The following is a 14,832-nucleotide window of genomic DNA, read 5'->3' as shown; positions in this document are numbered from 1 at the left end:
TAGTCCGCTCAGCAGTCATGAGAGACTGACCTGTTACTCAATTTTTATATTGAAATAATTTAGTAAAGCCATGACCTCTGGAAATGAAAAACGCGCATGAGTGATGGTGTTCGTGTTGGGATCAAGGCTGTAATTTATTGCCTGTGTAAAATCTGCTGCCTTCAAATTCGTGTGTAAAAACAGGCTATTCAGCAAATCAGTGCCATTAAAACTAGCGTGACTTAAATTAGACTCTCTAAAATCAACATCATGAGCTTTACATTCTTCGACGATAACATCTGCAAGGTCCACACTATAAAAACTGGAATGACTAATATTACAACTATAAAACGAGAGAGGACTTGTTAATTTAACCTGTGGCCAACTAATCTCAGTCCAATTTATTCCCGCAAGTCGGGTATTTTTAAAGACAACCTCTGAAAATTTACATCCTGGAAACTGTACCAAGGAAAGATTGCAGGATTCAAAATCACAGTCAGTAAAGCGCACCTTACTAAATGTAACGCCTGTAAACGTACACTGCTTGAATCGGCAATTTTCAAACACAAGATGTTCGATGCGTCCATCTTCAAAGCTCAGATGACTAAACGTCTTATTAATGTAGTTATTTTCAGCAAATGGATGCATCAGGTATTAATCCGTCTCGACATATAGCTTTTTAATAGTCAAAGCAACAACAGTACAAAACAATGCACGAAAGATCAAATAAAAACTGGAGACAAAAATGTTTTGGGAAGAATCAATAAGTAACAATCATCAGTGTTAAACCACCAAAATGAAAAGGAATACATCGCTCAAGGAATCTAATTGTTTTTTACACATGCCAAGATTTGTATTTCTTCTTCATTCTTGCCGAGACTCACAAAGAAGTCAAAATCTTTGTGAGCACTCGGATTTGAGTGCCTCTTGAACAAAAAATAAGTATCTCCTCTCTAACAATGAGTGAGGAGATTTAAAAACGGATTAAAAGTTTTTACGCTCAGCCTTTTCAGAGCCATTACCTCTTAAAAGAGGCTCTCTTCTATGCTTTACCGAATCCCTATCTTCTCGAGGATTTTCATTTAAGTTTTTTTGTACTTCATCCACGGTAATAGGAGGCGCACTTATCATTTTTTTTCGCTCATTAGCACCTGTAGGACGAGCATTACCTTTGCCAACCTTGTCAAGATTAAACAGAGATGGTTGCTGCATTACCTGATGATTTTGTTCCAAAATATCATAGGAAACAATTAACCAGCATTTCTCCATGATATTGCAAGCATCTTGCCAATAATCCAGCAGCTGATGGCCATTTTGCACAAAGACATCCATATTCTTTTCTAATAACTCTTCTGGATTTTGTGCACTCAATAAATCAGCAGGATGAATATAAGATAAGTTTTCCAATGCGTTCATATTCAATGCCATGAGCTCTTGTAAGGGCTTTTCTAAAGAATAATAATTTCCTAGGTTAGAATTAAATTGCATATCCATCTCCTTATAGGTGGGCCACATAATTGCCATTCCGGATATTTTTTATTTTTTTGAAGAATTTTTTTGCGCGTTTTTTGATGATTTTTTACCATCTAATTATAGCATAGATTCATTATTTTTTTCTTTAAAAGAACAACTCAAACACAAGAAAAGCACTCTAACTCTTAACAAGATATCTGTATTCGTTCATTAATTTTTTATTTAAATTTTGTGCTAAAAAAATGATAATAGCTTCTCTTTTTTACATAGAAGAATAAGCGCAAACCTCTAATTGAGGAAAGGGCTATTAGTTTAATAAGCATCGTCAAATTAACTAAATTAATAATTGACGATGCCAAAATTATATTTCCAATTTTATCTCATGCATAAGAACTTACACCAAACCGATCTTTTCTTTTCAGTGCAAGACTTATCGGTTCCTTTTTTAAAAATTTTTCAATGCGCAGGACCATTACCGCCGCCATTATCAGAACCGATATTACCATTTGTATTCCCACCATTCCCCATGCCATCATTATTAGGAGGCGGTGGTGGTGGATTAAAACCAGGACCAGAGTTAGGGTTAGGGCCAGGATGAGAACCGGGGCGAGGACCAGGGTTAGGATCCGGATTGAAACCAGGATTAGAACCAGGGTTAGGCTTTATAGTGCCCCCAGCGCCAGTTCCCATTCCATTATTCATGCCTGGGCTTGCTCCTGGGGCACCAGTCCCCTCTTCGCCAATATCACCACCTGCAGCATATGCAGAAAAAATGACCATTGAGATTAAAAGAAAAATTATTTTCCTCATAATGCGCTCCTTGCTTATTTTTTCGGTTTTTAACACAAGCTCAAATATAAGAGCCATTAGAAATAAATAGAGTAATAACAAAATTTATGCAAGTTTTTGTATTTTTTTACAACCCAAGAGCCATCTTAAGATAAGATAATTTGGCTTTCGACGTTAATTAATGCTCAGCTAAAATTTTTTAACGTTTAAGTCGTGCTATCTGCGATATAGGGATCATCGTTTCTATGCCTTGCCCAGTTTTTCTCTGTTCCCCTTTCCAGGCATGACCATAAACCACCTCATACGTAAGTGGATATTTCCTCGTATCCGTTTGCATCTCTGAATAATTTTGTACAAATAACTTCCAAGATGCTTTGCCGGTGAGCCCTTGATTACGTGCTGAATTAATATTTTTTACTCCTTGAGCCTTTAAGGACTTTAATAACTTAGGCAAGGTTTCATAATGAACTGCCAATAACTCCATATCCACTACGGGTTCTAAAAAATGTTCGGACATTAAGCAATCACCGACATCATGCATATCAGGAAATTCATTCACATGAGCATACGCATTAACTGTTGACCACGCATTTTTCAACTCTTTAAAGGTATCTGGACCCAAGGTCGTAAACATCAAACAACCATTTGCTTTCATTACCCGATTCAACTCGCGAAATACGTGCGGCAATGAATCGCCCCAATGAATCACTTGGTTGGCAAAAACTAAATCAAACGCCCCTGTAGCAAAGGGCAAATTCTTCATATCTGCCGCAACCAAAGACCACTTACGCCGCCAGCTGTGTTTTTTTCGCGCCTGAATTAACATCGATTCAGCGAGATCTAAACCAACAATTTGCGCCTTGGGATAGAGCAATGCCAATTCACGTGAAAAAAAGCCTGGGCCACAACCCAAATCAAGAATACGTTGTGGAGACATCTTTAAATAATGCAGACGTTCCAATAAACGCCTACCTATTTCTTGCTGCACCTTAGCGGCAAGTTCATATTCATTGGCATGTTGGTTAAATGCCTTGCTAATTTCATGTGTAAGGGTCATCATAACAACCAGGAAAGATTAAGGAATCCAACGCTCGTGCGCCAGAAACTGCTAATTGTAACACAGAGTTTGCGTTTGCCCTCTATATGCACGCTTTGCAATCAATTTCATAAAGGAATACTTGCCGTCTGTGAACCATGCATTGCGCTCCTGCCACAATTAGGACCGGCTTGCCAATATTGTGCCTACCCATTACCAGATATGGCTTATCTGATTTGTGGTCGATGCATTAAAAAGCCGCCCCATTTTGATCGCACCTTCATTGCTTATAAATTCGAAGAGCCTCTACGCACTCTATTGCATCGTTTTAAATACCATAACGGTCTCTATCTAACTTCTTTTTTAAGTCATTTAATCATGAGCTCCGCCCAACGACAACTCAACAAACCGCAGTGCTTAATCCCAGTACCAATGCATCCGCAAAGAATAAAACAACGTGGCTTTAATCAAGCAGCAGTTTTAGCCCAAGCTCTAGCCCAAAAATTACAGATACCTTACGATGTAAACTGTTGCCAAAAAATGATTAATACGGTGCCACAAGCCAGTCTTGATGGCGAGCAAAGACAAACAAATCTGCGCCACGCCTTTAGTGCTCAAAAACGTCCGTATCAACATGTAGCACTCATTGATGATCTGCTGACCACCGGTGCAACTACAAATGAATTGGCTTTAACGCTGAAAAAAACCGGTGTACAACAAGTAGACGTTTGGTGTTGCGCACGCACTGTCGCTAAAAATGAAATTTAATAACCACCTCTAAACTGTTTAAACTAAATAAAAGGTTAAATCCGTTGCAAATCATTCATCAACAAATGAACCAATACCATACAAAATACAATAAACACCAAACGATGCAACAAGAGCTCCATCGCTACGGATACTGACTTACCACGAATTTTCTCGATCACTGCATAAACAATCGACCCACCATCTAAACCTGGAATAGGAAATAAATTAACCAAAGCAACAGCCAAACTTAATGTGGCAATAAAAAACATAAAAACAACGATCCCCTGCGTTAATGAAGCCACAGAAGCAGCAAATACACTCAAAGGCCCAAGCAACATGGAAAAGGGAATCACACCAGAAAATAATTGTTTAAAAATGATTAAAAAGAAATAAAACATATTCACAATAATTCTATTGGCCTGATGGATGGCCTCACCAATAGAGGAGGCATGAAGTGTACTATGAGCAGCGGATAAATTAGGCTCCATACCCAGCCGCGTTAATAAATTTGCCTTCAAACCACGAAATTGTATATGGCTTAAATCCAAGGTTACTTCTTTTAATTCTTTACCATCATTACGACTTACCGTCATCGGTACCTTTTGTTTACCCCAGAAAATCACCAATTGCATACCCACATCATTCCAGGATGGCGTATCATGGCCGGCGATCGCGAGCAATTGATCCCCCGCAACGATTCCTGCTTGAGCCGCTACGCTATCAGGCTGTACAAATTGAATTTGCGGTACGGTATAATTCAAACCAATCATGTACACCAGGATCAGCGCGAACCACGCCGTAATAATATTAGCACCAGCACCCGCTAATAAAATCAAAATCCGTTGCCAGACTGGTTTTTTATCAAAACACCCTGAGTACTCTGATTGTGCCACAGGGCTAATGCGCGTATTTTCTAATTGAACATAACCACCTAAAGGGAAAACAGCCCATACCCATTCGCAGCCTCCACTGCTTTGCCAATGCAATAAAGGTTTGCCAAAGCCTATAGAAACTTTTTTAATTTTAACTTTAAAGTAACGTGCTACTAGTGCATGACCACCTTCATGGATGCCAACAACTAAAAGTAAGGTGAGTATTATGGCAATGATGGCCAAAAACATAGTCCACTCCTATCACAGCTAAATTTCCAAAGACTGCATTTCCAGATTAGGAAAAACCGTAACCCATATCCAAGATAATCCGATCTCGAATACCTCTACGGTTCTATATTAATACAGACGGTTCCTGCATTGTCATTTAATTATTTCGTATTATCAACTACCAATTGCAACAATGGTGTATTGCGTCTACCTGCCAATTCATAACCTTGCCGGTACACCTCAAACACGCGATATGCCTGGTTTGACTCACTATCCACCAACTCGACATCATCACCTTGATCATCAATTAAAGTTACTGTTAAATGAATTTCGCGAAATGCGGCAATATGATAACGCTCTTTAAATAATTGCAACACACGTTCTAAGCTTTGTGCTGCTTCATCGCCACTATGTTCACCTTGAAGGATAATATCCATGACCGTCTCCCCATCAGTTGACACATTCTGTGCAAAAACTCTCTACTGTATGTTAGCGGCTAAATAAAGATGTACTTTAATTTCTCAAAATTTCTGTCAAATATCAGGGTCTGCAAACAATTCATTACAGTAGAATTGTTCGTAGACCCTACAAATTTAGCGCCTAATCGTTTACAATCCCCCGATTACTTTAAATATAGACTAATTCATATATGGTGTTTGTTGCTTGCGGGCTCAATCATAAAACGGCTCCAATAAACGTGCGTGAAAAAGTCGCTTTATCTCCGGCTACCCAGGATTCTTTGCTACACAGCTTGCTAAGCCTGCCTGAAGTGAATGAAGCAACTATTTTATCGACCTGTAACCGCACTGAAATATATTGTGATACTCACGATCCGCACGTACTTGCCCCGTGGCTTGCTATGGAACATCGACTATCACTCGAATCATTGTCACCTCATTTATATATCCATAAAGATCGGCAAGGCATTCAACATGCCTTACGCGTTGCAAGTGGTCTAGATTCAATGATGATTGGTGAACCGCAAATTCTTGGCCAAATGAAACAAGCTTACCAATATGCCAATCAATTAGGGGCAATAAAGACCCAATTGCGCCCTGCGTTTGAATATATTTTTAGTGCATCAAAACGCATTAGAACACAAAGTGGCGTAGGTACAAACCCCGTTTCGATAGCTTATGCTGCAGCACAACTAATTGGGCAATTTTTTACAGATTATAAATCCTTAAATGTCTTATTAATTGGTTCTGGCGAAACGGCTTCTTTAGTAGCTAAATATCTGCATCAACAAGGTGTGCACCAATTTATGATCGCAAATCGCACTCTAGAAAATGCGGAAAAATTAGCCCTTATCTTTGGCGGGAAAGCAATTGCCATCAGTAATCTTGCTCAATATTTGCCACAAGCAGACGTTGTTGTGACAGCAACAACATGCCCTATTCCATTCATTAATAAAAATTTAGTAGAACATGCCTTACCCCAAAGAAATCATGCCCCTATGTTCTTTTTGGATTTAGCTGTTCCTCGTGATATCGAAGCAGATATTAGTGAATTAGAACCAGTGCATCTGTATAACGTTGATGATTTGCAAAACATGATCGAAAAAGGCTTGGAAGAGCGACGACAGGCAGCCTTATACGCCGAACAATTAATTGAAGAAGAACTCAATAATTACATTCACAAACAGCGCTCCCTCAAAGCGAAAAAAGTGATTTGTGATTACCGAACTCAAATGCAGCATCTGGCACAACAAGAATTACAACGAGCGTTGAAAAAACTTTCTGCCGGACACTGCCAACAAATAGTTTTAAATGAATTTAGCGAGCGCCTAGTCAATAAATTAACTCATAATCCAACTACAGGCTTAAAACAAATAGCCTGTGATGGCCGCGAAGATTTATTTACCTTGGCGCAATATCTTTTTAATACAACAACCCATCAATCATCCTATGAAGAAATCCCTTGAGTTTAAACTCCAGCAAATGCTGGAGCGTTTTCAGGAAGTAGGTCGACTCTTATCTGAAGCATCAGTTATTGCAGATCAAAATCAGTTTAAAGCCCTGTCAAAGGAGTATGCACAATTAGAGCCCGTAGCGACCTGTTATGAGACCTATCTTGATGCGCAAAACAATTTAGCATCACTGCAGGAAATGCTGGCAGGAGATGATCAAGAATTAGCGACCATGGCGGAAGATGAATTAGAAGATGCCCAAAAGCAAATTGACGAGCTTGATGAACAATTACAATGGCATTTGATTCCCAAAGACCCCGATGACGAGCGTAATATTTATCTTGAAGTTCGCGCAGGAACAGGTGGTGATGAAGCCGCAATTTTTGCAGGCGATCTTTATCGTATGTACAGTCGCTATGCCGAAAATCAAGGCTGGCAACTTGAGTTAATTAGCGCCAGTCATGGTGAACATGGTGGCTACAAAGAAATTATCGCTCGCATCAGTGGTAATGCTGTGTACTCGCAACTTAAGTTTGAATCTGGTGCTCATCGCGTACAACGTGTTCCAGACACTGAATCTCAAGGTCGTGTTCATACTTCAGCCTGCACCGTTGCGGTTATGCCAGAAGTTGAAGAAATTGACGACATTCAAATTAACACCGATGATTTACGTATCGATACCTACCGCTCTTCGGGAGCTGGAGGCCAGCACGTGAATAAAACAGATTCAGCAATCCGCATCACGCATATTCCTACCGGCGTCGTGGTTGAATGTCAGGATGAACGTTCGCAGCATAAAAACCGTGCTAAAGCAATGTCTTTACTTAAAACACGGTTACTCGATGCCGAACAAAGCAAGCAAAAGAAAGAGCAAGCACAAACCCGTAAATCACTAGTAGGCTCAGGTGATCGTTCAGAGCGAATTCGCACCTATAACTACCCTCAAGGTCGTTTAACGGATCATCGTATTAACCTGACAATTTATCAACTAGGCGACGTAATGGAAGGTAATTTAGCACTCGTCGTTGAACCATTAAAACGTGAATACCACGCTGAATTACTTGCAGAACTAGGACGAAATGATTAGTATCCGAGCAGTTTTGGGTCAAAACCCAGAACTGGAAGCTGAAATTTTATTATGCTACCTCTTAAAAAAAAATAGAGCCTACCTCTTTGCCCATCCTGAAGAATTACTCAGTGACGAGCAATTTGCAACCTACCAGAATTTACTGGCTGAACGCGCCCAAGGTGTTCCTATAGCCTACATCACGGGTGAACGTGAATTTTGGTCGCTCAATTTAAAAGTGAATCGTCATACCTTAATTCCGCGCCATGAAACCGAATTATTAGTCGAACTGGCCCTGGAAAAACTCCCTAATAGCCCCAATACTTGTATTCTTGAATTAGGTACGGGAAGTGGTGCCATAGCCCTGGCACTTGCCAAAGAAAGGCCTCAGTGGCACATTGTTGCTTGCGATGTCAGTGAAGAAGCATTACTCATCGCGAAAGAAAATGCTCTACACCATCAGCTAAGTAATGTGACATTCTATCATTCTGATTGGTACAGTAACATTCCTCAGCAGCAATACCATGCGATTATTTCAAATCCACCTTACATTGCCGAACAAGATCCACACCTAAACGAAGGTGATCTTCGTTTTGAGCCATATAATGCTTTAGCTAGCGGCCAACAAGGACTCGCTGATCTTCTATTAATAATAAAACAAGGTTATGATTATCTATTACCTAATGGCGTACTCTTACTAGAGCATGGCTACGATCAAAAGTTAAATGTACAAGCTATACTTATTGAATTAGGTTATAAAAACGTGCAGAGCTGGAAAGATATTCAGGGTCATGACAGAGTTAGCGGTGGTTGGCGATAATACTATTGATGATACATCCGTTTTTTGGTATATCTAACCGCCTTCTGAAGAGATCCCACTTATGAAATAATTTAGGGATGGAGGCTAAAATGACCGAACAATTAATTGATAAAAATAATGAGAGACTATACAACGTGAAAAATGACACGATAGGTAGCATGGGAATTTCTCCTTACATTGAGGCTGAAGGCGAAGAGTATATGAATGAGAATCAGCTAGCACATATTGAAAAAATATTGCTGGCTTGGCGTCAATCATTAATGGAAGAAGTCGATCGCACCGTAACACACATGAAAGATGAAGCGGCTAATTTTCCTGATCCATCGGATAGAGCAAGTCAAGAAGAAGAATTCAGTATTGAGTTACGAACCCGCGACCGCGAACGTAAACTCATTAAAAAAATTGAAGATGCTTTAGAACGACTAAGAAATGATGATTTTGGCTATTGCGAAGCCTGCGGCATAGAAATTGGACTCAAACGTTTGGAAGCAAGACCTACTGCTACATTATGCATCGATTGTAAAACTTTATCAGAAATCAAAGAACGTCAAAATCAAGGCTCTTAACATACCTCATATAAATGTAGGTTTATAAGGAGGTAAACCTTGTCTATCCTCGAGCCATTCGGGCTAAAGAAGCGAGCTTTAGCGCTGTCTCGAAGCCTTGTTAGTCTTGGCACGAGGCTTGGAAGCAACATAAATGCCTCCTCAGCCCGAACGGGTCTGGATGGCATTTATGTTTTTTTTCCTTAACTTTTGATGCCTATGGGTTCAACGACCCAACCTACGTACTTCATGTACTCTTCAGTTTAAAAGGAATGCCCACAAAATCTTGGAGAACGATCGGATTTTGGTGCACGCGATAAAAGATGAGGCATTTCGGTCGGTGGGCTAACCCTATTAAGGTTAAAACACCCCTTCAATTTTTTGTAAATGCCGCATTACAGCCCCTTTATTCCGTTCAAAGACCGCCGTAGCATTATTCACCATCTGTTGTCGTAATACTTGATCAACGTGCAATTTAATAATACCATCAACTACGTCGTTTGCTTGTTGAACTAATAAAATAGCCTGAGCATCCGCTAAATCAGCACAAATCTTCTTAAAGTTATGAACTTGATTACCAGTTAACACCGGTACATTCATGGCAATAGGCTCAAGCACATTATGCCCACCGACAGGAACTAAACTCCCCCCCACAAAAGCATAATCACTAATTTGATACATACCTAATAGTTCACCTAAGCTGTCTAATACAACAATTTCATTTTCAGTGCTTAAGGTGTTTAGGTTAGAACGCAGACCGGTATTAAATCCTCCTTGCCTACATAATTGATAGACTTCCTGAAAACGCTCAGGATGCCGTGGTGCAATTAATAAAACCACTCCTGGAACTGCTTTTTGTAAGCGTTTGAGTTGCGCTAAGATTTGTGCTTCTTCATTTTCATGTGTGCTAGCAGCAATAACCACAATTCGCTCTGCACCCCAATGGCATTTTAAATCAGCAAATTTTTTACTATCAATTGTATTCGTTTGCAAATCAAATTTGATATTACCTAAAACATGAACGATTTCTGGTTTCGCTCCCAAAGCAATAAAACGTTTAGCATCTTCATTTCCTTGGGATAAAATAGCCGAAAACTGATTAAGCACAGGTTTAATGACGAATCTAATCCATTGATAGCCGCGTCGGGAATCATCAGATAAACGTGCATTAGCAAGCAATAAAGGTACCTTGGCCGCACGTGCCTGATAAATTAAGTTAGGCCATAGTTCTGTTTCCATGATAATACCGACTCGTGGCTGAATTTGCTTGAAGAAACGCTTCAGCACTCCAGGAAGATCATAAGGTAAATATTGATGATAAACTTTGTCGCCAAAACGTGCCAGCACTCGCTCAGAACCGGTTGGCGTCATAGTAGTAACAAATACGGACCATTTTTTATCGAGCATGGCATCAATTAAAGGAATAGCGGCAATTACCTCACCTAATGACACGGCATGTACCCAAATATCAACGGGTTTATTTTGGTTTTTACTCAGACAAAAACGCTCAGCAATGCGCTGCCGGTATGCTGACAAACGACGCCCCTTCCACCATAGACGAATCAGCATATATGGCGTCAGTAAATACATTAAAAAAGAGTAAAAAAATCGCATATAAAACCAAAGCTCAAAAACAACAGTATATACTTAATATGTGGTATAAAGCGATAAAATTGCAACAACATGCTAGAAAAACCACTATACTTGTTAATTTTATAAGGTAATCCTTTGCGATGAATTTTAAAGAGTTCTTCACAGCAAATTCCTGGTGGGGCAAGTTCCTCGGTGCTTTTTTTGGTTACTGCATCGCCGGACCGCTTGGTATCCTTCTTGGTCTTTTTGTTGGCACAGTTGTGGTACGCCGTTTATCCGACCATTATGCGAATCCACAATGGTCCTATTTCAGAGAAAAAACGCCACCGTCCAAAAAATATTTTTTGAAACCACTTTTTCAATCATGGGGTATATCGCTAAAGCGGATGGTCGCGTTAGCGAACAAGAACTCAATATGGCGCGTTTACTCATGCAGGATATGCATTTGAACCGGGAACAAAAAATTGAAGCCATGCATTTATTTAATGAAGGAAAAAACCCGCACTTCAATTTAAATCATAAGATTTCACAATTACAGAAAGCCTGTAAAGACAATCGTGATTTATTAAAATTATTCATGGATATTCAGTATCAAGCAGCAAAAATTGATGGCCTGTCGACAAGGAAAATTCAAGTTTTAGATACGATTTTTTCACATCTTGGTTTTATGCCTTTTCATAAACAATATCGCTTTTATGAAGATTTCGGTTCCGTGCATAGCGATACAGCAGAAGAAGAACAACAACAAAGCAAGGCCAATCAATCCTCATCAGACTCTTATTCCTCATACAGCAGGTACAACTATAAACCGACAAAAACTAATTTAGACCATGCTTATGCCTTAATCGATGTTTCGCCGAGCGCAAGCAAGCAAGAGGTGAAACGTGCTTATCGACGCTTATTAAGCCGTAACCATCCAGATAAATTAGTTTCAAAAGGCTTGCCACAAGAGATGATTAAAATGGCTAATGAGAAGACACAAAAAATTGTCAAAGCTTATGAGTTAATTTGTACGAGTAAGGGTTGGTAGAAAATATTTCTGGGAAAAATCCCTTATCCAAAGAAGTATAATCGTCATCTGGCAACTTCCTGCAGCTTGTCCGCAAGGATCCACGCCAAAAAGAAAAAGCTCTGGATTCTGTGGACAATAGGGCTTCGCTCAACGCCTTATGCCCAAGAGGAGAAAAGATTTTTTCTTAGCTTTACAAACAAGCGCCTGCACTTACTTATTTATGGCGTTTCAATTTCCTGTGTTGGTTGCCCTTCAGGATTATAAACAAAACCAGTCCAATCCCCTTCCTCGTCAAGTGCAACTTGTTTCGGCATCAACGGCTCAATAGACTCAATATAAGAAACCAAAACCGGTGGTGGCGTTGGTTTAAATTCTGCGCGCTTCAACATCCAACCATACATAAAAGACAACAGTAATTGATGGCTATATTCATAATCATGATGCGCGCCCGGAATTTTCAGAGCAAGATATTGGTTTTGTGCAAACTCGTTTTCTCGTGCGCTCATTTGCTCCATCACCGACGGATAATCAAACTGACCGGCAATATCCATTAAAGGCATACTAAGCTCAGGCTTTTTATCATCAGTTTTAGGTATATCATAGGCTGAGATCAAGATTAACCCATCGATTGCAGCCTTTGGCGATTTATTGAATGAATCAAAAGTTTGCTTTAGCTGTTCTCCATAATGGACAACAATAATGCGATTATTTTTTTGTTGGCGCAAGGTATTGATGACCTCGGGCAATTCTTTTACCCAAGGCTCAGGGTTATCTTGAGAGCAATTTACCAAGACCGCTGACCATCCATTAATGGCCAATTTCTTTGCTAAGTGCGCTAATAACATCGACCATTGTGCCTGCGGTGCACCATGAATTAAAATTACCGCACCATGAGGATTTTTTACTGCAGCCCAGTACGGTAACTTAATATTTTTTCCATTAAACTTCACCTCCAACTGATTAGCAAACGTAGTGGAGATGATGAAACAAAATAATACGGCTATCCTTATCACGTAATTCATATCGTTCTAAACTGTTCCTGTTTTAATCCGCTAATTCAACACCTGCATCATCAAGCATTTTTTTAGCTCGATCTGCTAAAATTTCATGGGCGTAAGCTGTAGGATGTACTAAATCAAAGAATAAATAACCCTCGCAAGTATTCTGTTGCATTTTAGATTTTGATGCAGCAACCATTTGTAGAACCGAATGTTTGGTCAAGTCATCAACAACCGAGCTAACGCATGTTCCTGTAATATTGGTAAACCCATAAGTCGATGGATTGGCTATTACTTCGCCAAACGCCTCATTCATATTGAAATGCAGCCATTCAACATCTGGATATGCCTGTTTTAAATTAGCTAAAGTTACATTCAATGAATGATTATGTACTTTTGAAAAATACGTCATCGTATCAATAGAATCAAACTCAATTGCGGCAGGTGTACTGCCTAAATCAGGTAGATTAACCACTAAAATATGCTTTGCACCTTTATCTGCTAAACGCTGCAAACCATGTGTGATTCCATCATTTACCTCTTGGAGCGTTTTTTCAATCTCAGTAGGCAAAGCAAGATAATTATTTGCTCCGATCCACACCACAAAAAGGCTGTCCGCACTTGCCTTATCGTGATGTGCAGTGAGGTAATTAGTTATTTCTCGTCGCAAAGTAAATAACACATCATCATCACTGTCTTCATCGGAAACACCAGAACCACCAAAAGCATAATCAAGCAAATGCTCTTTGGGGCTATCGGGAAAATAAGAAGCAATCAAACGCTCGATCCAAACTGGGCCATTAGAAAAACGACCTTCAAAATACGGTGGTGATGAAGGCAATTGATGATCCATAAATTCATATAGATTGCCATTATCAGAAAGACTATCACCAAAGACAACTATATTATGGAGAGGCGTTGCTAGAACAATTCCAGAAAATAAAAAAGCACCTAAAGCTGCTAACAGTCTCATGAAAACCCTTATTATAATTGATTGTTTTAAAAACAAAAAAACACCGGCTATTATATTACGAAATACTCTTTTTAATCAATTTTTTTACATTATTTAGAGCTGAACATCTGAACCATCAACATAAGAACATATCTTGGCTCATAAAGAAATACCCTATTACCATTCTTTATTGCTCCCAAGCGGGAAAATCTCTATAGTAAATATTTTTGGGCAAGGAGGTCCTGATGACACAATTTGAATGTGAGTTTATAACAAAATGTTTAGCAACGCTAAGTCATATCCTAGCGGATGAAAGGGAATTAACAGAAGCGATCAACGCATTTACGCAAAATGATGATAAAAATCCACGTTATGAACTTCGAACCAAAATACCAAATGCCTTGTATTGGAGTCATCATGAATTACGACAATTTAGTGCGGCCTATTCTGAGATGATTTTCCGAATCATATCATTCTACAAGCAAAATTCGACCATAAGTAATGAACAAATTAATGCTGCTAAAATACTATTCGAACAAATGTACATCCCAGGTATTACTAAAGAAACACAAGCAGGGCAGAGAATTTCTTCAATTATAGAAAGGATTGCAGCAGGATTTGATTTTGACCACGAAAATGAAAAACTCGTGAATTCTAATGCGGTAGAAAAAACAAATCCGCATAGTTTTTTCTTCGCGGCAAGCCTGCTCGCAACTGCATCAGTGGCTGCAGCGATTTATCTAAGCAGTAGTAAATAGTTTGATCTTCGATTGGACGCTGGGCTTTACAGCCCAGCCTATTGAGGATAGT

General features: G+C 39.4%; 16 protein-coding genes. 7 read left to right on the top strand and 9 right to left on the bottom strand.

The window, feature by feature from the left end:
• Window positions 1-33 precede the first annotated feature (33 nt).
• The 4 genes from LDG_RS07160 to bioC all read right to left on the bottom strand — a co-directional run bounded on the left by LDG_RS07160 (window position 34) and on the right by bioC (window position 3,298).
• A complete protein-coding gene (locus tag LDG_RS07160) occupies window positions 34-627 on the bottom strand; it encodes a pentapeptide repeat-containing protein (protein WP_006870575.1) in 594 nt (197 codons plus the stop codon).
• A 336-nt stretch (window positions 628-963) separates the two neighbouring features.
• Window positions 964-1,467 carry a hypothetical protein gene (locus LDG_RS18450; RefSeq protein WP_006870574.1) on the bottom strand — a complete coding sequence of 168 codons (504 nt, stop codon included), beginning with the start codon at window positions 1,465-1,467 and terminating at the stop codon, window positions 964-966.
• Window positions 1,468-1,908: 441 nt separating this feature from the next.
• Window positions 1,909-2,262 (bottom strand): hypothetical protein, encoded by a 354-nt coding sequence (locus tag LDG_RS19605; protein ID WP_006870570.1) that lies wholly within the window; start codon window positions 2,260-2,262, stop codon window positions 1,909-1,911.
• Between the two features lie 178 nt (window positions 2,263-2,440).
• The gene (gene bioC, locus LDG_RS07145) at window positions 2,441-3,298 is read right to left on the bottom strand and encodes a malonyl-ACP O-methyltransferase BioC (RefSeq protein WP_006870569.1); all 858 of its coding nucleotides are present in this window, start codon (window positions 3,296-3,298) and stop codon (window positions 2,441-2,443) included.
• 36 nt (window positions 3,299-3,334) lie between these two features.
• Here bioC and LDG_RS07140 point away from each other — a divergent pair, with 36 nt between their 5' ends.
• Window positions 3,335-4,045 carry a ComF family protein gene (locus LDG_RS07140; RefSeq protein WP_006870568.1) on the top strand — a complete coding sequence of 237 codons (711 nt, stop codon included), beginning with the start codon at window positions 3,335-3,337 and terminating at the stop codon, window positions 4,043-4,045.
• Window positions 4,046-4,080: 35 nt separating this feature from the next.
• Here the strand turns inward: LDG_RS07140 and LDG_RS07135 are convergent, their stop codons facing one another.
• Both LDG_RS07135 and LDG_RS07130 read right to left on the bottom strand, forming a co-directional pair.
• Window positions 4,081-5,148, bottom strand: a complete 1,068-nt coding sequence (locus LDG_RS07135; protein WP_006870567.1) for a M50 family metallopeptidase — start codon at window positions 5,146-5,148, stop codon at window positions 4,081-4,083.
• A gap of 140 nt (window positions 5,149-5,288) precedes the next feature.
• The gene (locus LDG_RS07130) at window positions 5,289-5,564 is read right to left on the bottom strand and encodes a hypothetical protein (protein WP_006870566.1); all 276 of its coding nucleotides are present in this window, start codon (window positions 5,562-5,564) and stop codon (window positions 5,289-5,291) included.
• Between the two features lie 212 nt (window positions 5,565-5,776).
• Here LDG_RS07130 and hemA point away from each other — a divergent pair, with 212 nt between their 5' ends.
• From hemA to dksA, 4 genes are all read left to right on the top strand, one after another.
• On the top strand, window positions 5,777-7,051 hold the full coding sequence (gene hemA / locus LDG_RS07125) for a glutamyl-tRNA reductase (protein WP_006870565.1): 1,275 nt from the start codon (window positions 5,777-5,779) through the stop codon (window positions 7,049-7,051).
• A complete protein-coding gene (gene prfA / locus LDG_RS07120) occupies window positions 7,035-8,123 on the top strand; it encodes a peptide chain release factor 1 (protein ID WP_040534798.1) in 1,089 nt (362 codons plus the stop codon). Before hemA ends, prfA begins: the two co-directional genes overlap by 17 nt.
• Window positions 8,116-8,922: a peptide chain release factor N(5)-glutamine methyltransferase gene (gene prmC / locus LDG_RS07115; protein WP_040534797.1), complete on the top strand. Its 807-nt coding sequence runs from the start codon at window positions 8,116-8,118 to the stop codon at window positions 8,920-8,922. Before prfA ends, prmC begins: the two co-directional genes overlap by 8 nt.
• An 89-nt stretch (window positions 8,923-9,011) precedes the next feature.
• Complete coding sequence (dksA, locus tag LDG_RS07110) at window positions 9,012-9,488, top strand: RNA polymerase-binding protein DksA (protein ID WP_006870562.1); 477 nt, start codon at window positions 9,012-9,014, stop codon at window positions 9,486-9,488.
• 339 nt (window positions 9,489-9,827) lie between these two features.
• Here dksA and waaA read toward each other — a convergent pair whose 3' ends face one another.
• Window positions 9,828-11,081, bottom strand: a complete 1,254-nt coding sequence (gene waaA / locus LDG_RS07105) for a lipid IV(A) 3-deoxy-D-manno-octulosonic acid transferase (RefSeq protein WP_040534796.1) — start codon at window positions 11,079-11,081, stop codon at window positions 9,828-9,830.
• A 277-nt stretch (window positions 11,082-11,358) separates the two neighbouring features.
• Between waaA and djlA the strand changes: the two genes are divergently transcribed.
• Window positions 11,359-12,090, top strand: coding sequence for a co-chaperone DjlA (gene djlA / locus LDG_RS07100; RefSeq protein ID WP_006870559.1), 732 nt, complete (start codon window positions 11,359-11,361; stop codon window positions 12,088-12,090).
• Between the two features lie 200 nt (window positions 12,091-12,290).
• Here the strand turns inward: djlA and LDG_RS07095 are convergent, their stop codons facing one another.
• Both LDG_RS07095 and plaA read right to left on the bottom strand, forming a co-directional pair.
• Entirely contained in the window at window positions 12,291-13,094 is an 804-nt protein-coding gene (locus LDG_RS07095; protein WP_040534795.1) for an alpha/beta fold hydrolase, read from the bottom strand.
• Window positions 13,095-13,116: 22 nt separating this feature from the next.
• Window positions 13,117-14,043, bottom strand: coding sequence for a GDSL family lysophospholipase PlaA (plaA, locus tag LDG_RS07090; RefSeq protein WP_006870557.1), 927 nt, complete (start codon window positions 14,041-14,043; stop codon window positions 13,117-13,119).
• 224 nt (window positions 14,044-14,267) lie between these two features.
• Between plaA and LDG_RS07085 the strand changes: the two genes are divergently transcribed.
• A complete protein-coding gene (locus LDG_RS07085; RefSeq protein WP_006870556.1) occupies window positions 14,268-14,780 on the top strand; it encodes a hypothetical protein in 513 nt (170 codons plus the stop codon).
• Window positions 14,781-14,832: the final 52 nt, after the last annotated feature.

This window comes from Legionella drancourtii LLAP12 (assembly GCF_000162755.2).
In the GTDB taxonomy this organism is placed as follows: domain Bacteria; phylum Pseudomonadota; class Gammaproteobacteria; order Legionellales; family Legionellaceae; genus Legionella; species Legionella drancourtii.
Note: the sequence above shows the minus strand (reverse complement) of the source record. Positions and strands in the feature narration are given on the sequence as shown.

Coding starts and splice junctions, on each gene's coding strand:
- LDG_RS07160 (WP_006870575.1), bottom strand. CDS start 627: ATGCATCCATTTGCTGAAAATAACTACATTAATAAGACGTTTAGTCAT.
- LDG_RS18450 (WP_006870574.1), bottom strand. CDS start 1,467: ATGCAATTTAATTCTAACCTAGGAAATTATTATTCTTTAGAAAAGCCC.
- LDG_RS19605 (WP_006870570.1), bottom strand. CDS start 2,262: ATGAGGAAAATAATTTTTCTTTTAATCTCAATGGTCATTTTTTCTGCA.
- bioC (WP_006870569.1), bottom strand. CDS start 3,298: ATGACCCTTACACATGAAATTAGCAAGGCATTTAACCAACATGCCAAT.
- LDG_RS07135 (WP_006870567.1), bottom strand. CDS start 5,148: ATGTTTTTGGCCATCATTGCCATAATACTCACCTTACTTTTAGTTGTT.
- LDG_RS07130 (WP_006870566.1), bottom strand. CDS start 5,564: ATGGATATTATCCTTCAAGGTGAACATAGTGGCGATGAAGCAGCACAA.
- hemA (WP_006870565.1), top strand. CDS start 5,777: ATGGTGTTTGTTGCTTGCGGGCTCAATCATAAAACGGCTCCAATAAAC.
- prfA (WP_040534798.1), top strand. CDS start 7,035: ATGAAGAAATCCCTTGAGTTTAAACTCCAGCAAATGCTGGAGCGTTTT.
- prmC (WP_040534797.1), top strand. CDS start 8,116: ATGATTAGTATCCGAGCAGTTTTGGGTCAAAACCCAGAACTGGAAGCT.
- dksA (WP_006870562.1), top strand. CDS start 9,012: ATGACCGAACAATTAATTGATAAAAATAATGAGAGACTATACAACGTG.
- waaA (WP_040534796.1), bottom strand. CDS start 11,081: ATGCGATTTTTTTACTCTTTTTTAATGTATTTACTGACGCCATATATG.
- djlA (WP_006870559.1), top strand. CDS start 11,359: ATGGTCCTATTTCAGAGAAAAAACGCCACCGTCCAAAAAATATTTTTT.
- LDG_RS07095 (WP_040534795.1), bottom strand. CDS start 13,094: ATGAATTACGTGATAAGGATAGCCGTATTATTTTGTTTCATCATCTCC.
- plaA (WP_006870557.1), bottom strand. CDS start 14,043: ATGAGACTGTTAGCAGCTTTAGGTGCTTTTTTATTTTCTGGAATTGTT.
- LDG_RS07085 (WP_006870556.1), top strand. CDS start 14,268: ATGACACAATTTGAATGTGAGTTTATAACAAAATGTTTAGCAACGCTA.